This window comes from Chitinophaga deserti, from assembly GCF_003149455.1.
GTDB lineage: Bacteria > Bacteroidota > Bacteroidia > Chitinophagales > Chitinophagaceae > Chitinophaga > Chitinophaga deserti.
This window is the reverse complement of the sequence record NZ_QFFK01000002.1, coordinates 630,497-650,792: the sequence shown is the minus strand read 5'-3', so window position 1 is coordinate 650,792 and position 20,296 is coordinate 630,497. Positions and strand designations below refer to the sequence as shown.

The window sequence follows — 20,296 nt, the reverse complement described above, 5'->3', positions numbered from 1 at the left end:
AGACCTAGAAGAAAAAGAACTTCTTTTTGAGCCGTATTTTCATCCGTACGTCCTGTACCGGCCTGTCGCCAGGGCCTGTACGCTGTGCGGCAATACTGTCGATCACATGATACCCTTTCACCACCTGTCCGAATACGGTATAGTTCTGATCAAGGTGTGGCGATCCGCCCCAGGTTTTATACACCTCCCGCTGGTCTACCGGCAGTTTTCGGCCTCCGAGCCGGGTTTGCTCCAATGTATCCAGCCCGCCTTCTGTCCATTTCTTACCCTGAACGATGTAGAACTGGCTGCCTGAAGATTCTTTGGTGGGGTTATTATCCCGCGCCGCTCCCAGTGCTCCCCTGCGGTGGTAGAGATCCAGCTGGAACTCTGCCGGTACGCGGTAATTGGGCCCGCCGTTGCCGAGCGCAACACCCGGTTTGGCGTTCTTACTGTCGGGGTCGCCGCCCTGGATCATGAAATTCTTAATCACCCGGTGAAACAGTACGCTGTCGTAATAATGTGCCTTCACCAGTTTGATGAAGTTATCGCGGTGCCTGGGCGTCTGGTCATACAACCTGATCACCATTTTGCCGTACGGCGTGTACATTTTTACTTTCCGGTTGCGTTGGGCCTGTGCGGCCATGCCGGCCAGGATCAACAGCAGTAAGAGGGGTAGCTTTTTATTCATGGGCTTTTTGGTGTAATCGGCTTCAGTTCAGGGCCGTGCCGCCGTTGCGTCGCACCCTTCGGCATTATTGCGGAACCGGGCTATTCAAATTCTCCTTCTTCAAAGTAATCGATCACGTGCTCTTTCAGGAATCTTTCCTGCTCTTCGAGGCCCATTTTGGGAACGGGCTGCAGTTCTTTGAAGTGGGGCCATCCGTCCTTATCACGGCCTTCCGGCTCAAAATAACCACTCCGGGTCAGCAATACGCACACCGCAATGTGCATCAGGTCCTGCTTTTGCTCTTTGGTGAATTTCTTCTTCGGACTGTTCAGCTCCTGTACCCCAATCATCAGTAGCAAAGCTTCCATGTTGGGGGTTTTCCCGAAACGTTCAGTGAGCATGTCCTCCACTTTCTTCCAGCGTATATCGAAATCGTCGTTGTTCATTTTCAATGGCTTTTAATCCGCCTCCCCTCTCTGGCATTCCTATTGCAGGGGCTAACGGACGACAAATGTACGGTTTACGTAAAAAATTGATGTAAATATCACTGCGTATTCTTAAATTGGAATTTTTTGTAAATCATATCTGCTTTAACCGGAAATCCTCCCGCGTGCGCGATTTAACAGGTTTTTAACTGCGCAATCCCGCCATGGTAGTAGGTTTAAATGGCAGAATCCTTATTTTAGCAACCTTGAAATAACAATTCATGGAAAATACCTCGAACGACATTCGTCAGATCAACGAAAAGATTCACCAGGCCAGTTCCTTTGTGGACCTCCTTAATATGGAGATCAACAAAGTGATCGTGGGCCAGAAATACATGGTGGAGCGCCTTATGATCGGGCTGCTTGCCCAGGGCCACGTGCTGCTCGAAGGCGTGCCCGGCCTCGCCAAAACCCTTTCCATCAAATCCCTGTCGTCTGCCATCGACGCAAGGTTTTCCCGCATCCAGTTCACGCCCGACCTGCTTCCTGCAGACGTGGTGGGTACCATGATCTATAACCAGCAGCGGAACGAATTCATGGTGCGCAAAGGCCCCATCTTCGCCAACTTCATTCTGGCAGATGAGATCAACCGCGCCCCCGCCAAAGTGCAGAGCGCCCTTCTGGAAGCCATGCAGGAAAAGCAGGTAACCATCGGCGATACCACCTTCAAACTCGAAGAACCGTTCCTCGTGCTTGCCACGCAGAACCCCATCGAGCAGGAAGGTACTTATACCCTACCCGAAGCGCAGGTAGACCGTTTCATGCTCAAAGTCGTGATCGGATACCCCACCAAGGAAGAGGAACGCCACATCATCCGGCAAAACCTGGCTCCTGAAGGCCAGGCTAAGATCAGCCCCGTGGTTCGGCCCGAAGAAATCCTCGCTGCCCGCAAGCTGGTTCGCCAGGTGTATATGGACGAGAAAATCGAACAATACATCCTCGACGTGGTGTTCGCCACCCGTAACCCTGAAGATTATAAGCTCGCTAAACTGAAACCGCTCATCGCCTACGGCGGATCGCCCCGTGCTTCCATCAACCTGGCCCTGGCTTCCAAAGCCTATGCCTTCATGAAACGCCGCGGTTATGTGATCCCTGAAGACGTACGCAGTGTTTGCTTCGATGTGATGCGCCACCGTGTAGGCCTCACCTATGAAGCCGAAGCCGAAAACGTGACCAGCGAAAACATCCTCAGCGAGATCCTCAACGCAGTGGAAGTGCCCTGATCCCATAAACCCGTCAACAGATGGATACAGCAGAAATATTAAAGAAGGTCCGCCAGCTGGAAATAAAAACCAAAGGGCTTACCAACCACATCTTCGCCGGTGAATACCACAGTGCCTTCAAAGGCCGCGGTATGTCGTTCAGCGAAGTACGCGATTACCATTTTGGCGACGACGTAAGGGCCATCGACTGGAACGTGACCGCACGTTTCAACAGTCCCTACATCAAAATATTCGAAGAAGAGCGCGAGCTCACCGTGATGCTGCTGGTAGACGTGAGCGAGAGCGAAACCTTTGGTACCACAAGGCAAACCAAGCGCAGTCTCGTTACCGAACTATGCGCCGTGCTCGCCTTTTCCGCCATCAAGAACAATGATAAGGTAGGCGTCATCTTTTTCAGCGACGGCATGGAGAAATACATCCCGCCAAAGAAAGGAAAGTCGCACATCCTCTTCATCATCCGCGAACTGCTTTCCTTCGAGCCGAAGAAAAAAGGAACCAACATCGCAGAAACGCTGCGGTTCTTTAACAACGCCACCAAAAAGAAAAGCATCGTGTTTCTGCTGAGCGATTTCTTCTCCGGCAATTACCAGGATGCACTGAACATCGCAGGCAAAAGGCACGATGTGGTAGGGGTGCAGGTATACGACCGCCGCGATAAAGAACTCCCCGATGCAGGGCTCATCCGCATGACGGATGCCGAAACCGGCACCTCGCAGTGGGTAGACTCCAGCGACAAAAAAGTACGCGCCTACTACGACCGTCAGTTTCAGCAGCACGCGCAATATTGCCGCAACGCATTCATGAAAAGCGGGGCCGAACTGATCAGTATCCGTACCGATGAAGATTACGTGAAAGCACTGCAAACCTTTTTCCTGAACAGGGTATAATCGATAAAACGAGCACGATCAAGACCGGATGAAATTCATCAAGAACATATTCGCCACCGTATTGCTTTGCTGCCTTTGTGGCGGCGCTTTCGCGCAGGAACAGGAGCAGGAGCAATACCAGGATTATTTTAAGGTAACGGCTAAGGCCGACACCACACGCATCCGCATCGGGGAGCCTGTAAAGGTGAACCTCACCGCCAAAGTAATGCTGTACGCCCTTAAAGGCGCCAACATTAAGGTGATCTTCCCTAACATCCCCGACTCTGCCAATCACATCGAGATCGTGGAACGCAGCCAGCTCGATACCACCGGCACTGATGAAAACCAGAAGATCTGGCGGCAGGCCGTCACCTTCACCAGCTTCGACTCCGGCCGCTGGGAACTGCCTCCCATGAAATTTGAGGTGTATTCCGTTACCGACGGGTCGTACGATTCTGTATTCACAGACCCCATCTTCATTGACGTTAGTACCGTAGCCGTAGATACCACCAAGGCCTTCAAGCCCATCAAACCGCTGCGCGTTGTAAAGTTCAACTGGCTCGATTACTGGTTCTACTTCCTCGGCGGCTTCCTGCTGATAACACTCATCGTACTGTACTTCACCATGTGGCGCAACCGGAAGAAAGCTCCGAAGCCCATTGCCGTGGTACCCGCCAAGCCTCCGTTTGAGCTGGCCCTCGAAGCCCTCGCAAAGCTGGAAAAGGAACAACCCTGGCAAACCGATGTTAAAGGTTACTATACTGAACTGACCGGCGTGCTGCGCACCTATTTTGAGCAGCAGTTTAATATACCCGCACTGGAACAGACTACCGCCGAACTGATGAACGACATCAAGCCGGTTACTATCCTGAACCAGCAGCGCAATGAGATTTACAGCATCCTCAGTCTTGCCGACCTTGCCAAGTTCGCCAAGCTCCAGCCCACACCGCAGGAGCATGAGGATACGCTGCGCAAAGCCGTGGCCGTAGTTGAATGGACACGTGCCTCCGCCATGCCTAAAACCGAACTGCCGGTCAACGGCACAAACCAGTAAAAAGAAACATGAATCCGGAACTCTGGAAAGATATAACATTCGCATACCCGGCCTTCTTCTGGCTGCTGTTACTCATCCCCGTCTTTATCTGGTGGAGCGTGAGTGCCGGCCGTAAGTTCCAGGGCTCGGTAAAAGTATCCTCACTGCAAGGCCTGAAAGATATTCCCGTATCCTGGAAAATCCGTTTCAGGCCCATATTGCCCGTACTGCGCATCCTCGCATTCACAGCACTGGTAATAGCACTCGCACGCCCGCAAACATCCAATACCTCCGAAAACATCGACAGTGAAGGGATTGACATTGTGCTGGGCATCGATATTTCAGGCTCCATGCTCGCGGAAGACCTGAGGCCCAACCGTATGGAAGCCGCCAAGAAAACGGCTATGGACTTTGTTGACAGCCGTATCAGCGACCGTATAGGCCTCGTCATCTTCTCCGGAGAGAGCTTCACCCAATGCCCCATCACCAGCGATCATGGCGTGCTTAAACAGCAGCTCATGGCCATCCGCAGCGGCATGCTGCAAGACGGTACCGCCATCGGGATGGGCCTTGCTACGTCGGTAGACCGGTTACGGGAAAGCAAAGCCAAAAGCAAAATTGTTATCCTGCTGACAGATGGTGTGAATAACACCGGCCTGGTAGACCCGCTCACTGCACTGGAGATCGCCAAGGCTTATAAAGTGAAAGTATATACCATCGGCGTCGGCACTATCGGCAAAGCGCCTTCACCCGCCACCATGCCCGATGGCAGCGTACAGATGCAGATGGTGGATGTACAGATCGATGAGCCGCTCATGAAAAAAATCGCCGGGGAAACCGGCGGGCGTTATTTCAGGGCTACCAATAATACTTCCCTGCAGGATATCTACCATGAGATCGATAAACTGGAGCGGACAAAAGTGGAAATCACCTCTTATAAACGCTTCAAAGAGCATTTCTTCCCCCTGGCAATGATCGCCCTCGCCTGCATCCTCCTGGAAGCAGTATTACGGTATACGCTTTTCAAGCGGCTGCCCTAGTCCGGATTTGCTTTATCTTTACACCGTGCAAGCAACGATCTATAAATCTACCGGCAGTTGGTACGCCGCCAAAACTGATGCCGGCGACTTTTACCAGGCGCGGATAAAAGGGATATTCAAAATTGATGAGGATATCACTTCCACCAACCCCATCGCCGTGGGCGACCGGGTAACGCTCCAGATGGAGCCGGGAGAAGAGGGTACCGCCATCATCACCGGAATCGAAAACCGCCGTAATTATATTGTGCGCAGCTCTCCCCAGGGCAAGCACAAAAAGCATATCGTTGCCGCTAACCTCGATCAAGCAGTGCTTGTAGCCACCGTGCGCGAGCCACGTACTTCGCAGGGCTTTATCGACCGCTTCCTTATTACCGCAGCGGCTTATCATATACCCGTTATCCTCGTTTTCAACAAAATGGATGTGTACCGCGCAAAGGAAATGGAGCAGTTCGAACATTGGCAGGCCGTGTATGAAGAAATCGGATACACCGTGCTGCTGACGGGCGCTGCAACAGGAAAAGGGATAGATGAACTGGGGGAATTACTGAAAGATAAAACGTCACTCATATCCGGGCATTCCGGCGTAGGTAAAAGCACCATTATCAACGGGCTGATGCCCGGGCTGCAGCTCAAAACCAAACAGGTGAGCGGCTGGAGCGGTAAAGGCCTGCACACTACCACCTTCGCGGAGATGTTTGATCTTCCTTTCGGGGGCCGCCTCATCGATACTCCCGGCGTCCGGGAATTCGGGATCGTTGATATTCCGAAAACCGAGCTTTCGCATTATTTCCTGGAAATGCAATCTTACATCCCCCAATGCCAGTTTAATAACTGCATCCACCTCGATGAGCCTGGCTGTGCCGTTAAAGCCGCCGTAGAAGCAGGCGATATCGATCTGGACCGGTACGTGAGCTATGCCACCATCCTGGCCACGATCAATGAAAATGATTACGATTAATTTCTTCTGAAGAGCCCTTTCTTTTTAGGCGCACTCATCTCATCCATCACTTTCTCCGCACCCAGGTTGCGCTTAGGCGTGGGGCATCCCGTTTTCTGGGATCTGCAGGCGGCTGCCAGCACGGATAATACAAACAAGCATACGACAAGGTTCCGCATGGCAGGGGTTTTTAGAATAGTTTCATTTGCTTTCCGGCCTTGCTGTTCTGTTTGGCGTTGCCGGAATTGTAAAATGTACTGCCGGGGCAGCCTTGCTTCTGAGAGGCGCAGCCCGCAAGGAGGAAGGCCGCCCAAAGGCCGATGAGCCATTTATTTTTCATAGGTCCGGGATTAGACCTGCAATATAATACTTATTCATAACATGTCTTAAACCTGGTCGCGGAACCAGTCGGCATACATGATGTAGTTATTGGCGATGCGGTCGATTTCTCCATGAATAAGTTCCTGGCTGATGGTTTTCACCTTTTTAGCGGGAACCCCGGCGTAAATGCACCCCGCTTCCACCTGTGTACCTTCCAGTACCACAGCACCTGCGGCAATGATGGTATTAGACCCGATATGGGCATTATCCATCACGATGGCCCCCATACCTATCAGCACATTATCCTCCACCGTACAGCCGTGCACAATAGCATTATGGCCTACAGAAACATTGTTACCGATGGTAGTTTTCGTTTTCTCGTAAGTTGCATGGATCACGGCGCCATCCTGGATATTCACTTTATCGCCCATACGGATGCTGTTCACATCTCCGCGAACCACGGCATTGAACCACACACTGCAATCTTTTCCCATTACTACATCGCCCACGATAGTGGCATTTGGCGCAATAAAGCAATTGTCGCCCATTTGCGGGTGTACACCCTTCACTGGTAATATTACTGGCATGATACAAATATAGAACTTCACTAACTTCGCCCCAATGAATAACAGGCAGCTTTTTTTACAGCATGTGGCGCAAACTTCCGACGCCCCCCTGGCACTCGAAATGGTGAAAGCGCAGGGAATGTATATGTGGGACGCCTCCGGCAGGCAATACCTCGATATGATTGCCGGCATCAGCGTCTGCAACGTAGGCCATTGCCATCCTGATGTGGTAAAAGCCATCCGTGAACAGGCAGAAACTTATATGCACCTCATCGTGTATGGAGAATTCGTGCAGTCGCCCCAGGTGCAATATGCTCAATTCCTCACCCAACATCTCCCGGAAACGCTCAACTCAGTATACTTCACGAATTCCGGCAGCGAAGCCACCGAAGGTGCCATGAAGCTGGCTAAGCGCCATACCGGCCGCACGGAAATTATCGCATTCAAAAACAGCTACCACGGCTCCACACAGGGCTCTCTGAGTATTATCGGGGACGAATACTGGCGTAACGCCTACCGCCCCCTCCTGCCCGATGTGCAACACTTACAGCATAACGATATGGATATGCTGGAAAAGATCACCACACGCACCGCCTGTGTGATTGCAGAAACGGTACAGGCCGAAGCCGGGGTACTCGCACCTTCTGTTGAATGGATGCAAGCCCTGCGCGCCAGGTGTACCGAAACCGGCACACTCCTCATCCTCGACGAAATTCAATGTGGCCTGGGCCGTAATGGTACACTATGGGCCTTTGAACAATATGGCATCGTTCCCGATGTACTCCTCGTCGGCAAAGCCCTCGGCGGCGGAATGCCCCTTGGTGCATTCATCACCCATCGCGATGTGATGTGGAGCCTCACCCACGCGCCCGTACTTGGTCATATCACCACCTTCGGCGGCCATCCGGTTGCCTGCGCTGCAGGGCTTGCAGGTATGAAGGCGCTGTTGGCAGAGCGTATGATCGATGGTGTGTTTGAGAAAGAAAAACTGTTCCTCAGCCTGCTGAAACACCCGAAAATAAAGGCGGTAAGATCACGCGGACTGATGCTGGCCGTTGAAGTGGAAGACTTCCCCTCAGCTAAAAAGGTGATCGATTATTGCATTGCCAATGGCATGATTACAGACTGGTTCCTCTTCGCCTCCAATGCCATCCGGTTTGTACCGCCGCTGATCATTTCGGAAGAAGAGATCCGTAAAGCCTGCGCGATCCTGCTTACCGGACTGGATACTTTGTAGTTCCAGTAATTGATACATATAGAAAAGCCGTCAGGGACATGGTCTCTGACGGCTTTTACTATTGCATAAAAAAAATCCTCCCGGAAAGCCGGGAGGACCGTTCAAACTGCTTATGAGAAAATTCAACTAAAAAGCTTATTGCTGACCAGCTTCATTCTTCGCTTCTGATTTCATTTTATCGTTAGCGTAGATAGAGAATTCCACACGACGGTTTTTAGCACGGTTGGCTTCGCTGTCGTTGGGGAATTTAGGCTGTGTTTCACCATACCAGAATGTTTGTACGCGGTTAGCGGAAACACCCCGGCCAATGAGGTAATTAGCTACAGATTTTGCCCGGCGTTCGGACAGGCTGTAGTTGTAAGCGTCGGCACCGGTATCGTCTGTATGGCCTTCCACACGAACGTGGGTGTCGGGATATTTATTCAGCACCTGAGCGAGCTCCTGGATGTTGCTCTGAGCGGTGGAGGTGAGGTCAGATTTGTCGAAACCGAAAAGAACACCGGAGTTGAAGGTTACGTTGATACCTTCGCCTACGCGCTCAACGGTTGCGTTGGGCACTTCGTTCTTGATTTCTTCTGCCTGCTTGTCCATTTTCTTACCGATCAGTACACCGGCGGTACCACCTACAGCAGCACCGATAATAGCGCCGAGGGCGGTATTACCTGCAGCTTTACCTATTACTGCGCCGGCAGCTGCACCACCACCGGTACCGATAACGGCGCCTTTTTTGGTATTATCCATGCTCTGCCACGTGCTGCATGAACCTAAAGTAAGAATACCTGCCATCGCTATCGCCACAAATGCATTCAATCTTTTCATCTTAGTATGTTTTATTGGTTTGAGTATGATAGCCTAAACAAATTCTTTGCCAACATTTATTTTCGACAGGTAAATTTGTGTAAATCAATGATTAAGGGATAACGGTAATAAAGATATGGAGATTTTCCCCAATGGCTATTTCCCAAACAGGCTACCCAGCAGTCCGCCGAGGCCACCACTGCTTTGCTGTTGTTTTGCACCGTTGGATATCATGGCGGTAAGGTCCTGCATATCTACATCTCCGTCGCCATCTTTATCCAGGCCAAATTTGCCCAGCAGGCCTCCGAGGTTGAAGCCCTTTGTGGAGCCACCGGTAAGAGAGCCAATAATCCCGTCCAGCGAAAAGCTGCTGTCGTTAGGGTCTTTTGTTTTGTTTACGAGAGAACCCAGTACGGAAGGAATGAGGGAGCCGGCCAGTGAAGAAGCGGCGCCGCTGTTGAGGTTGAACTTTTCCATAAGGTTCTTGATGAAATTACCCTGGATACCATTTACAAGCGGGTTAGCTCCATCGGGAGCACTGTTGCCATTGAAAAGGCTCATAACTTCCTTCACGTTACCGCTAGCCAGTGCAGATTGCAGGCCATCGGCGATAGTGTGGGTAGCTTCGCCTATCACGGCATCATTCTGTTCGTTGGGGATGGCAGGGTTGGCTACTACTGTATCCTGCGCATTTTCGCGGACCAGTTGCAATAATTGATCTAACATTTGGTGAAAGTTTAGGGTGGATAATATTAGAAACCGACAGATTCAGGACACATGCAGGATAATAACAGTTCCCTTTTGCAAATTGTTGCAAAAGGGACATGCGCTGCCAGGGGATTAACAGGCAGGCGGTTTACACGCCCATCTGGTCACCGGTCTTCATCTTTTCTGCGTTCTCCGCAAATTGAAGGGCCTGCACCATGTCCTCTATATCGCCGTTCATAAATGCATCGAGGTTATAAACCGTCATACCAATACGGTGATCGGTTACGCGGCCCTGGGGGAAGTTGTAAGTCCGGATTTTGGCTGAGCGGTCGCCCGTGGAAACCAGGCTCTTACGCTGCGATGCAATCGCATCTTCATGCTTACGCACGGCCGCTTCATAAATACGGGTACGGAGCATGCGCATGGCAATATCGCGGTTGGAGTGCTGGCTGCGGCCTTCCTGACACTCTACTACCACGCCGGTAGGAATGTGGGTAAGGCGTACGGCAGACTCCGTTTTGTTAACGTGCTGGCCACCCGCTCCGGAAGAACGGAAGGTATCCATTTTGATGTCGGCGTCGCGGATCTCAACGTCCACTTCCTCCGCTTCAGGGAGTACCGCCACTGTGGCTGCGGATGTATGCACCCTGCCCGATGCCTCGGTAGCAGGTACGCGCTGTACACGGTGAACACCAGACTCAAATTTGAGGGTTCCGTATACATCATCGCCCGACACTTCCACCACAGCTTCCTTATAACCGCCAGCGCCGCCGGCATTCTCATTCATGATAGATGTTTTCCAGCCTTTGTTTTCACAATAGCGGAGATACATACGAAGGAGATCCCCCGCGAAAAGTGCGGCTTCATCTCCACCGGTACCACCCCTTATCTCCAGGATAGCGTTCTTTTCATCCTGAGGGTCTTTGGGAATAAGGAGGTTCCGGATATCGGCTTCCATCTGCTCTTTCTGCTCCGCCAGGCCTTCGGTTTCTTCCTTGGCCAGTTCACGCATTTCCTCATCGCCGCTTTCGAGCACTTCACGGTTGAAGGCGATAGCGTCCAGTACTTTACGATAAGCGTCGTAAGCCACTACGATCTTTTCCAGCTGGCGAAACTCCTTGCTCAGCTTGCTGAATTTTTTGTTATCACTCACCACCTCGGGGTTGGTAAGCGCCAAAGAAACTTGTTCGTAACGGCCTTTGATGGCGTCCAGTTTATCTATCATACTCGGTTATCCGGATTAATTTCCAGCCATTTAGCATGCTGCGCGGCCGGTTCGGGATGCAAAATTACGTTTTTGCCGCTTATTTTGAGCGCCCCCGGACCCTTCTTCCCGCGAACATTCCCTAAATTCACCCTCATGATCAAAATAACAGCAGACGATATTTTTGACGGGAGAAAGTTTCATGGCCCCGACCGGGCGCTGGTACTGGATGACGAAGGCGTTGTTTCTGCGCTGGTACCACTGTCGTGGGTTGGGGAAGATTATATTAAGGTAGAAGGCGTACTTAGCCCGGGATTTGTTAATACACACTGTCATCTTGAACTCTCGCACATGAAAGGCGTAATCCCGGAGGGCACTGGCCTCCCCGCCTTTCTGACGGCTGTCATGGAAAACCGCCAGCCTCCCGCTGCAGAGGTGCTTTCATCCGCCATCGACAATGCCGCGGAAGCCATGCGCCAGAGCGGCATCGTAGCCGTGGGCGACATTGCCAATACCGCCGCTACCACTTCCGTAAAGCACCGCACCGCCCGGCAGATGGAATGGCGCACCTTCGTGGAATGCATGGGGGTGGCAGATGCTTTCGCCCCCCATCGGCTGGAGCATTCCCTGTCCGTAATGGCCCAGTTCCGCCAGGCAGGCATCCCGGCCAGCCTCGTGCCACACGCTCCCTATTCCGTTTCGCCTACCCTGTTCCGCCTCATTAACGGACTGAAAAGCAACGGCACAATATCCATCCACAACCAGGAATCACAGGCAGAAAACGAACTCTTCCGCGACAAATCCGGCCCATTCCTCGGGTTTTACAAACATTTCAACATGGATGCTTCCGGCATAGGAGGCTCCGGCACCAACAGCCTCCCCTCCTACATCGGGCACTTCGACCAGGGGCAGACCCTCATTCTCGTCCATAATACTTTCACCTCCCGCAGCGATGTGGAAGCAGCTCTGGCCCGCAACGGCGAAACATTCTGGTGCCTCTGCCCAAACGCTAACATTTATATTGAAGGAATGCTCCCCGATGTTCCTATGCTCAGCAGCACTCCCGGGGTAACGATAACTTTGGGAACCGATAGTCTTGCATCCAATCACCAGCTTTCTGTCTGGAGCGAAATTGAAACCCTCCGGAATAAATTCCCGCAAATCCCCCTCGAACAAATGTTGCAATGGGCCACGTTAAATGGTGCGCAGGCTTTGGGGATCAGTGATAAATTCGGCAGCTTCGAAAAAGGCAAATCGCCCGGGGTTGTGCAGATCCTGCATAATACCACCAAACTGCTCGACCTGAAAGCGCTTATTATGTAGATTTGCATCGCTATGAATGATTTCCTGAACCAACAGATCCTGGACAATTCCATCCGCAACTATCTTCTTGTAGCGGGTATTATATTTTTCATTTTCCTTATAAGGCGTTTCCTTTCCAAAGGCCTCGCAGCGGGACTTTACAAGCTTATCCGCCACTGGTCGCCCACTATTGAGCAGCGGGCTTTTGTGGAACTGCTCCTGAAGCCGATCGAGTATTTTCTGCTGATGGCGGCCTTTATCATGGCCAGTAATCACCTCGTGTTTCCTGAAGCACTAAACATCGTGGTCTTCAATCGTGCCGAACCCTTTACGCTGAAAATGCTGATGGCACTTTTGCTGAAGATCGTACTGAGCATGACGTTCATTATGATCCTGTTGCGCCTGATCGATTTCTTCGCGCTTATACTGGAAAAAAAGGCAGGCCTTACCAACGATAAAACCGACGATCAGTTTGTCATCTTCTTCCGTGATTTCTTTAAGGCCATTGTATACATCATTGGTGCAATGATCCTCATCAACATCCTCTTCGGGAAAGAGCTGGTAGATAAACTGGTAGCGGGCCTCGGTATCGGTGCGGCAGCCCTTGCCCTTGCTGCCAAGGAAAGTATTGAGAACCTTATCGGATCATTTATCATCTTCTCCGATAAACCTTTCCGCGTTGGCGACAGCGTGAAGGTGGACAACATCACCGGAACGGTAGAGAAGATCGGACTGCGCAGCACCCGCATCCGTACACTGGAAAAAACCTTTGTGACGGTACCTAACAAGAAGATGGTGGACAGTGTACTCGACAACCTTTCCCTCCGCACGCAGCAACGTGTGGCTATGAAACTGGAACTGGCAGGCGATACCCCTCCCGGTCCGGTGCTCGCCGTGGTACGGGATTTGCAGGTTTACCTGAAATCACAACCGGATGTGGAGCCTGGTTTCAACGTAAACCTTCACGATTTCGGGAAAGATTCCCTGGTGCTGCAGCTCATCTATATGACCAATATTCTCGATGGTATTCCGTACCTTGAATTACGCGAACGCGTGAACCTTGAAGCGCTGCGTATCCTTGAAAAGAATGGCGTACGACTGGCCATGAAAGAATCTGCATAAGCCGTTAAAACCGCCCACAAAGTGTGGTTTTATATCATGTCACAACACAGTCATTATCAACTACATGTACGGATCAAGTCCACATCATGTCCACCTTTCCTCCACCTTCTCTCCGGGTATAGTATTAAGTTCTCCCGTAGTTGTCGCATAGATGCACCATAGATGCAACGATGTAACTAACTTGTAACTAACTGGTAACTAACTTGTAATTGCATGATGGCCTTGCAGGAAAGGCATGAATCATAATAAAAGAAATCCCCGCTGGTAATACCGGCGGGGATTTCTACTTATAAGGGAGATTCCCTAATGTTATTTAGCGTTCATCTTCATGAGGATCTGAGCCAGATCATCTTCAATGGTAGCTTTAGCAGCACCGGAAATACGGCCTTCTTCTTTACCGTCTCTCATCACGAGGATGGTAGGGTATTTCTTCACCTTGTATCCATCTGCCTTTTCGTTTCCGGTGTTGCCGGAATTATCGGTGCCATACATATGAATGCTTTCTTCGGGCACACTGGCGAGGATCATCACTTTATAGAATTCGGGGAGCAGCTTGCGGCTTGCTTCGTCAGTAGTATTTACCAGCGCCACCAGCTGGATTTTATCTTTGTTGGTCTTGATATAGTTGACCATGGTGGAATTGGCGTTGTAACGGTTGACGCCGGTGTAGAACCAGGCGTAGGAAGAATCGTTGATGAGCTGTTTCATCTCGAATTTACCCTTGAGGGGCTGGCTCTGGCCCATGGTCACGGTTGACAGCAACAAGCCGCATCCCAGTAAAACTGTTTGTAAACGCATAATGTCCTATTTTATAATTGATCTTTTAACTCCGTCAGGAACGTTCTGACTTTCTCGAGGGACTTTACCATTTCAAAGTTGCGGGATGCGATACGCTTATCTTCCCGCAGTTTCTGTTTGGCGCCTTCGATAGTGTACTTTCTTTCACGCAGCAGATGGTAGATGAGTTTAAGGTGCTGGATATCTTCCTGCCGGAAAAGGCGGTCGCCCTTTCTGTTCTTTTTAGGCTGGAGAATGTCGAACTCATTTTCCCAGTAGCGGATGAGCGAGGTGTTAACCCTGAACATACCGGCAACTTCGCTGATAGAGTAGTACTGTTTGTCGAGCGTAAGCTTTTCCAGTTCCTGGATTACGTGAGGATCGCCGGACAGCTCTTTGAGACTTTTTCGTCCCCGTTTCTTGCCCTTTACCGGCGCTTCGCCTGCGGGTAGCGGTGTACCTGGTACCTCGGCGGTACCGGTTCCCTTTTCGGGATCTCCGTTAACAGGCGGCTTTACGGCAGGGGGCTGCGTCGGGAGGCCGAATAAGTCCAGTTGCTGCATCATAACCGAAACTAATTGATAATGAAAAAGATTACGGATACAATATTACGGAATCCATCCCATGAACTGAACCGCCTTTTCTCTCAATAATCATTCCATTAATCGAAAGACTGGTTGCCCGAACGGGCGATCTTCAGCATGCGGTCGAATTGCTCGGGAGTAAGATCATTATAAAAAAAGTAGACAGGATCTACTTTGACGCCGTTTTTCATGACTTCGTAATGGCAATGCGGTCCGGTGGATTTACCGGTGCTGCCCACCCAGCCCAGTACATCGCCACGTTTCACCGCCTGGCCGCGCTTGGCTTTGATGCGGACCATGTGGCCGTAGAGGGATTTGTAGCCATAGCCATGGTTCACCACCACGTGGTTGCCATAACCTACATCGCTGAGGCTCGATTCCTCAATGGTACCATCCCCCGTAGCGTAGATAGGCGTACCGGAAGGTGCGGTGAAATCGAGACCGGAGTGGAATTTTACGGTTTTATAGATCGGGTCGATGCGGTAGCCAAAGCCGGAAGCGATCCGGTCGAGGTCCTTGTTGGCCACCGGCTGGATAGCGGGGATGGAGGCCAGCATCTTCTGCTTATTCTTAATCAGGTCTTCTATCTGCAAATAAGATTTTTCCTGGAGCTGCACGCGGGAGCCCAGTTCGTTCAGCATATTACGGGTGGCGGCGATGATCTCGCTTTCGGGCTTCACTGCCAGCGACTGGTTGGGGTCTTCCTTCACATTCTGCCCTGCCCGCACACTATCCGGGATGGGCGCTGCTTCGAATATCACACGGTAAATCTCATTATCGCGGTGCTGAAGCTCTCCCAGCTGGGATTTCATCTCTCCCATACGCTCACGAAGGTTGTTGTATTCTTCCTTCATATTGTCGAGGTCACGGCGGAGCATCGTTTCTTTAGGAGAATCCAGGAAACGGTAGGATACGGAGAGAAAAAGAATGCCGGTCACGATGGCGGCCGACAGGAAACCGAGTATCCGGAGGACTTTCACCTTCACGGAAACTACGAGCTTTTCGTATTTAAGCGTTTGTGTATTATAGAAATACTTGACTTTCTTCATGCACCTTTTGTGGGTTGATATAAGCGTACGATAGAACGCTTCCCTTAAAAATTTATTATCAATCCGGTTCCCGGGCTGATTTACCCGGAAAAATGGCGGTTAGCTAGTTATGAATATTTCGATATTTTTGCACCGCATTCCACCCTGCGCCAAAATTGAACGGTTGTAACCGGGGTCCGCAAACCTAATTGAATTAGGCTAAAACTTCAACCTTTTGAGTCTCAATTTCCAGGCGAGCCACTTTGCGATCTTTACAAAATAACGCCAATTTTAGGACGGATGCAATTATAACTATAAAATTAGATATTAATACCGACTAATATTTTATGACCGCAGCCCAGATCAGGCAACAGTTCCTGGATTTTTTCGCCTCCAAGGGGCACCACATCGTGCCTTCCGCGCCGATAGTTCTGAAAAACGACCCTACCCTGCTGTTTACCAACGCAGGGATGAACCAGTTTAAAGACATTTTTCTCGGCAACAAGCCGGCGAACTGGCCCCGCGTGGCCGACACCCAGAAATGCCTCCGCGTAAGCGGCAAGCATAACGACCTGGAAGAAGTAGGGATAGACACCTATCACCACACCATGTTCGAAATGCTGGGCAACTGGAGCTTCGGGGATTATTTCAAGGCAGATGCCATCGCCTGGAGCTGGGAACTGCTCACAGAAGTGTACAAGCTGCCGAAAGACCGCCTGTATGTTACCGTTTTTGAAGGGGATGCCTCCGAAAACCTCGAAGCAGATACGGAAGCCTTCGAATTCTGGAAGCGCCATATCGCGGAAGACCGTATCCTCATGGGTAACAAAAAGGATAACTTCTGGGAAATGGGCGAAACCGGTCCATGTGGCCCCTGTACCGAAATTCACGTAGACTGCAGGACAGAAGCCGAAAGAGCTGCCGTTCCCGGGAAAGACCTCGTGAACAACGATCATCCGCAGGTAATCGAGATCTGGAACAACGTATTCATGCAGTTTAACCGCATGAAAGACCGCTCCCTCGTGCCCCTGCCTGCAAAGCACGTTGATACCGGTATGGGCTTCGAACGCCTGGTACGCGTGATCCAGGGCAAGCAGAGCAACTACGACACCGATGTGTTCATGCCCCTCATTCATGCTACTGAAGCACTTTGCGGTAAAAAATACGGTCAGACCGAAAAAACCGATATCGCCTTCCGCGTAATCGCCGATCACATCCGCGCCATCTGCTTCACAATAGCTGATGGACAACTGCCGTCCAACACCGGCTCCGGATATGTAATCCGCCGCATCCTCCGCAGAGCAGTGCGTTACTATTTCTCTTTCCTCGACTTTAAGCAACCCCTCCTGCACGACCTCGTGCCGAAGCTGGCCGAAGAATTCCGGCAGGTATTCCCTGAGCTGGCCGAACAGCTCGAGTTCGTGAAGAAAGTGGTGTTTGAGGAAGAAAACAGCTTCCTCCGCACGCTGGAAAGCGGTTTGGGACGACTGGAAACCATTACCTCCAGTGCCACCAAAACCATCGAAGGCCCCGTGGCTTTTGAACTATACGATACTTACGGCTTCCCGCTCGACCTCACCATGCTCATTGCTTCCGAAAAAGGATTCAGCGTGGATGAAGAAGGCTTCAAGACCGAACTGAATAAACAAAAAGACCGTTCCCGCGCAGCCACCAAGCTCGATATGGGCGACTGGACCCTACTCAGCGAACAGCCTTCCGGCATTTTCATCGGCTATACCGAACTGGCGGCCGATGCCAAAGTGCTGAAATACCGTTCCATTTCTGCCAAAGGCAAAGATCAGTTCCAAATCGTGCTGGATAAAACACCTTTCTATGCCGAATCCGGCGGACAGGTAGGCGATACCGGAACCCTTTATTTCGGATCAGAAGCCATCGCAGTAACTGATACCAGGAAGGAAAACGACCTCATCGTGCATTTTACCGACCAGCTGCCCTCCAATCCGGAAGCACCTGTAAAGGCAGAAGTGGACGTTACCAAACGCCAGGATATTGCCCGTCACCACTCCGCTACTCACCTGCTCCATGCTGCCCTTCGCCAAACGCTGGGTACTCACGTGGCCCAGAAAGGCTCCCTGGTGAATGCGGATTATCTGCGCTTCGACTTCTCTCACTTCTCCAAAGTGACTGATGAAGAGCTGGCCGCCATTGAAACCATCGTGAACCAGAAGATCCGTGAGAACATTCCGGTGATCATCCGCGAAATGCCCCGGGATGCCGCAATGGAACTCGGTGCTATGGCCCTTTTCGGTGAGAAGTATGGCGAAACCGTTCGCGTAGTAACCATCGATCCCAACTATTCCGTTGAGCTTTGTGGTGGTACCCACATCGGCCATACCGGTGAGCTGGGAATCTTCAAATTCCTCTCCGAAGGCGCGGTAGCTGCCGGCGTAAGGAGGATTGAAGCCGTAACCGGCGCCAAAGCGGAAGCTTACATCAATGAACAGATAGCCCAGCTGAAAGAGGTGAAAGCCGCGGTTAAGAACCCTAAAGAACCCGCTAAGGCTGTGGAAACACTCGTGGCTGAAAAGTCTGCACTCGAAAAGCAACTGGCTGCTCTCGAACTGAAGGCAGCCCAGCAGGCCGCCGCCGCATTACCGCAGCAGGCAGTTACTGTGAATGGCGTACAGTTCCTCGGAACAGTGGTAGACGCTTCCAGCGCCGACACCGTGAAGCAATACGCTATTGCGTTGAAAGACCTGCTTACTGCCCCCTACCTCGTGGTTCTCTGCGCCAATGCAGGCGGGAAAGCACAGGTAGCAGTCCTCATTTCCGACGACCTCGTGAAAGACAAGGGCCTCAATGCACAGAAAATTATCAAAGAACAGATTGCCGGCCTCATCAAAGGAGGCGGTGGTGGCCAGCCTACCCTCGCATCCGCAGGCGGACAGGATACCAGCCAGTTCGGTACGGTAATTGAAAAAGTGAAAAGCATCCTCTAAATAGAAAGGCTCCTCCGGGAGCCTTTTTTTATGGAACTAACCCCTGAATACGGTTGCTAACATGGTCGATTCCTGCCTTTAGACTACGGTGTTACTACCTCCGGACTGCCTTGTTACTGCCTTTAGACTTCTGTTACACTAAGGGTAGACAGCCTCTACACTGCCTTACACAGCCTTTAGAAGGCATTTCCCGGCCTGAATGTTGGCGTTGAAGCAGGGCAGAACGAAACATTTCGTTATTAAACCCATTGTCCTGTATGCGATTACAAACTTGTCATATTTGTGACCACCCGGCTGAAGTAGGTGGACTTGGCCAACATCGTCCGGTCTCCTTCACTTTTTAACATTCCCTTATCTTCCCGTTTCTCTTTTTAACTTTTCTTTACCCCCTCCTGCCTGTAAATTTGCCTTGTCACTAAAAAATGATTCAATATGCGTAAACTCCTCTTTTCCGGCAGCTCTCTTCTCCTCGCTTTTACCCTGGCCTCGTCCGCGGTATCCGCACAGGACAGGCGAATCGGTAAAATGGGAGAGTATGATGAGATCATCATTAAACGTAAGGGCGATTCGCAGAACGCGAAAGTAACCGTTGAGATAAAAGATGGTGAAGTACTCGTGGATGGTAAGCCCATCAGGGAATACAAAGGGGAAAACATTACCGTGAAGCAACGTATTGTTACCCCGCGCAATGGTAATTTCCCTGACGAAAATCCGGCTATCGCTTTTGAAGATGTTGTTACTCCCGGGCCTGCAGTACTTGGTGTGATTACCGGGAAAACTACTGCCGAAGGCGCCACCGTAACTGAAGTTGCCGAAGGCAGCGCTGCAGCAAAAGCAGGTATTAAAGTGGGTGATGTGATAACAAAAGTAAACGACACAAAGATCAGTGAGCCGCAGGATCTGTTCGAAACCATCGGTAAACTACAACCCGGAGATGATGTAACCGTTACATATCTCCGCGATAAAAAAGAACAAAAATCAAAAGCGAAACTACAGCCGCGCGATAGTGCGGAAGATGTTATGAAAGGCCGCCGCTATCGCAGTCCGCGCCTGCTTGATGAAGAGCCGCGCGCCTTCTCAATGCCCCGCAGCTTCGATGAGCTTTTCAATCCTAACGCCCAACCCAAACTGGGCCTCCAGGTACAAGACCGTGAAGAGAATGACGGAGCTACCGTGCAAACCGTTGAAACCGGATCAGCAGCGGACAAAGCCGGATTCAAAACCGGAGATGTTATTCAAAACGTAGATGGCCAGGCCGTTAAAAACGCCCGCGAAGTATCCGCCGGATACCGCGAAGCGAAAGATAAAACCACTATCAATTTCGGCATCCTTCGCAATGGGAAATCCGAAACACTGACAGTGAAAGTGCCGCGCAAACTGCGCTCCGAAAACCTGTAAATTATAAGGCAGATATAGTTTAGTGTAAAGCAAAGAGAGGCGGTCCGGGTTTACCCGG

Annotated in this window: 21 protein-coding genes; 10 read left to right on the top strand and 11 right to left on the bottom strand. The window is 51.1% G+C overall.

All coding sequences use genetic code 11. From position 1 onward, the window contains the following. Nucleotides 1-4: 4 nt before the first annotated feature. The gene (locus DEV76_RS06730; RefSeq protein ID WP_109696386.1) at nucleotides 5-670 is read right to left on the bottom strand and encodes a peptidylprolyl isomerase; all 666 of its coding nucleotides are present in this window, start codon (nucleotides 668-670) and stop codon (nucleotides 5-7) included. An 80-nt stretch (nucleotides 671-750) separates the two neighbouring features. Next, nucleotides 751-1,095, bottom strand: coding sequence for a hypothetical protein (locus tag DEV76_RS06725; RefSeq protein WP_109696384.1), 345 nt, complete (start codon nucleotides 1,093-1,095; stop codon nucleotides 751-753). A gap of 260 nt (nucleotides 1,096-1,355) precedes the next feature. On the opposite strand from DEV76_RS06725, the gene DEV76_RS06720 reads away from it, so the two are divergent. Genes DEV76_RS06720 through rsgA form a run of 5 tightly spaced genes read left to right on the top strand, consistent with a single transcriptional unit; the run spans nucleotide 1,356 to nucleotide 6,254 of the window. After that, nucleotides 1,356-2,357: an AAA family ATPase gene (locus tag DEV76_RS06720; RefSeq protein ID WP_109696382.1), complete on the top strand. Its 1,002-nt coding sequence runs from the start codon at nucleotides 1,356-1,358 to the stop codon at nucleotides 2,355-2,357. A 20-nt stretch (nucleotides 2,358-2,377) separates the two neighbouring features. Further along, complete coding sequence (locus tag DEV76_RS06715) at nucleotides 2,378-3,244, top strand: DUF58 domain-containing protein (RefSeq protein ID WP_109696380.1); 867 nt, start codon at nucleotides 2,378-2,380, stop codon at nucleotides 3,242-3,244. A 28-nt stretch (nucleotides 3,245-3,272) separates the two neighbouring features. Next, nucleotides 3,273-4,277, top strand: a complete 1,005-nt coding sequence (locus tag DEV76_RS06710; RefSeq protein ID WP_109696378.1) for a hypothetical protein — start codon at nucleotides 3,273-3,275, stop codon at nucleotides 4,275-4,277. Between the two features lie 8 nt (nucleotides 4,278-4,285). After that, nucleotides 4,286-5,296, top strand: a complete 1,011-nt coding sequence (locus DEV76_RS06705) for a vWA domain-containing protein (protein ID WP_109696376.1) — start codon at nucleotides 4,286-4,288, stop codon at nucleotides 5,294-5,296. Nucleotides 5,297-5,321: 25 nt separating this feature from the next. Next, nucleotides 5,322-6,254, top strand: a complete 933-nt coding sequence (gene rsgA, locus DEV76_RS06700; protein WP_109696714.1) for a ribosome small subunit-dependent GTPase A — start codon at nucleotides 5,322-5,324, stop codon at nucleotides 6,252-6,254. Here the strand turns inward: rsgA and DEV76_RS25880 are convergent. Genes DEV76_RS25880 through DEV76_RS06695 form a run of 3 tightly spaced genes read right to left on the bottom strand, consistent with a single transcriptional unit; the run spans nucleotide 6,251 to nucleotide 7,141 of the window. Then, nucleotides 6,251-6,412, bottom strand: coding sequence for a hypothetical protein (locus DEV76_RS25880; RefSeq protein WP_157962755.1), 162 nt, complete (start codon nucleotides 6,410-6,412; stop codon nucleotides 6,251-6,253). The genes rsgA and DEV76_RS25880 overlap by 4 nt on opposite strands. Before the next feature lie 11 nt (nucleotides 6,413-6,423). Beyond that, nucleotides 6,424-6,573 carry a hypothetical protein gene (locus DEV76_RS25875; protein WP_157962754.1) on the bottom strand — a complete coding sequence of 50 codons (150 nt, stop codon included), beginning with the start codon at nucleotides 6,571-6,573 and terminating at the stop codon, nucleotides 6,424-6,426. Nucleotides 6,574-6,619: 46 nt separating this feature from the next. Further along, nucleotides 6,620-7,141 (bottom strand): gamma carbonic anhydrase family protein, encoded by a 522-nt coding sequence (locus DEV76_RS06695; RefSeq protein WP_109696374.1) that lies wholly within the window; start codon nucleotides 7,139-7,141, stop codon nucleotides 6,620-6,622. 34 nt (nucleotides 7,142-7,175) lie between these two features. Here DEV76_RS06695 and DEV76_RS06690 point away from each other — a divergent pair, with 34 nt between their 5' ends. Beyond that, nucleotides 7,176-8,357 (top strand): aspartate aminotransferase family protein, encoded by a 1,182-nt coding sequence (locus tag DEV76_RS06690; protein ID WP_109696371.1) that lies wholly within the window; start codon nucleotides 7,176-7,178, stop codon nucleotides 8,355-8,357. Nucleotides 8,358-8,492: 135 nt separating this feature from the next. Here the strand turns inward: DEV76_RS06690 and DEV76_RS06685 are convergent, their stop codons facing one another. From DEV76_RS06685 to prfA, 3 genes are all read right to left on the bottom strand, one after another. Next, nucleotides 8,493-9,176 carry an OmpA family protein gene (locus tag DEV76_RS06685; protein WP_109696369.1) on the bottom strand — a complete coding sequence of 228 codons (684 nt, stop codon included), beginning with the start codon at nucleotides 9,174-9,176 and terminating at the stop codon, nucleotides 8,493-8,495. Between the two features lie 135 nt (nucleotides 9,177-9,311). After that, the gene (locus DEV76_RS06680) at nucleotides 9,312-9,881 is read right to left on the bottom strand and encodes a hypothetical protein (RefSeq protein ID WP_109696367.1); all 570 of its coding nucleotides are present in this window, start codon (nucleotides 9,879-9,881) and stop codon (nucleotides 9,312-9,314) included. 130 nt (nucleotides 9,882-10,011) lie between these two features. Continuing rightward, entirely contained in the window at nucleotides 10,012-11,088 is a 1,077-nt protein-coding gene (gene prfA / locus DEV76_RS06675; protein WP_109696365.1) for a peptide chain release factor 1, read from the bottom strand. Nucleotides 11,089-11,223: 135 nt separating this feature from the next. On the opposite strand from prfA, the gene DEV76_RS06670 reads away from it, so the two are divergent. Both DEV76_RS06670 and DEV76_RS06665 read left to right on the top strand, forming a co-directional pair. Next, nucleotides 11,224-12,390 carry an amidohydrolase family protein gene (locus DEV76_RS06670; protein WP_109696363.1) on the top strand — a complete coding sequence of 389 codons (1,167 nt, stop codon included), beginning with the start codon at nucleotides 11,224-11,226 and terminating at the stop codon, nucleotides 12,388-12,390. A 12-nt stretch (nucleotides 12,391-12,402) separates the two neighbouring features. Then, nucleotides 12,403-13,491, top strand: coding sequence for a mechanosensitive ion channel family protein (locus DEV76_RS06665; RefSeq protein WP_109696361.1), 1,089 nt, complete (start codon nucleotides 12,403-12,405; stop codon nucleotides 13,489-13,491). 309 nt (nucleotides 13,492-13,800) lie between these two features. Here the strand turns inward: DEV76_RS06665 and DEV76_RS06660 are convergent, their stop codons facing one another. The 3 genes from DEV76_RS06660 to DEV76_RS06650 form a co-directional block, all read right to left on the bottom strand. Further along, a complete protein-coding gene (locus DEV76_RS06660) occupies nucleotides 13,801-14,289 on the bottom strand; it encodes a YbbN family protein (protein WP_157962753.1) in 489 nt (162 codons plus the stop codon). An 11-nt stretch (nucleotides 14,290-14,300) separates the two neighbouring features. Then, nucleotides 14,301-14,834 (bottom strand): MerR family transcriptional regulator, encoded by a 534-nt coding sequence (locus tag DEV76_RS06655; protein ID WP_232826893.1) that lies wholly within the window; start codon nucleotides 14,832-14,834, stop codon nucleotides 14,301-14,303. Between the two features lie 95 nt (nucleotides 14,835-14,929). Then, nucleotides 14,930-15,901, bottom strand: coding sequence for a M23 family metallopeptidase (locus DEV76_RS06650; RefSeq protein WP_109696357.1), 972 nt, complete (start codon nucleotides 15,899-15,901; stop codon nucleotides 14,930-14,932). A 326-nt stretch (nucleotides 15,902-16,227) separates the two neighbouring features. Between DEV76_RS06650 and alaS the strand changes: the two genes are divergently transcribed. Both alaS and DEV76_RS06640 read left to right on the top strand, forming a co-directional pair. Further along, complete coding sequence (gene alaS / locus DEV76_RS06645; protein ID WP_109696354.1) at nucleotides 16,228-18,840, top strand: alanine--tRNA ligase; 2,613 nt, start codon at nucleotides 16,228-16,230, stop codon at nucleotides 18,838-18,840. 432 nt (nucleotides 18,841-19,272) lie between these two features. Next, nucleotides 19,273-20,238, top strand: coding sequence for a PDZ domain-containing protein (locus DEV76_RS06640; protein ID WP_109696352.1), 966 nt, complete (start codon nucleotides 19,273-19,275; stop codon nucleotides 20,236-20,238). Nucleotides 20,239-20,296 lie beyond the last annotated feature (58 nt).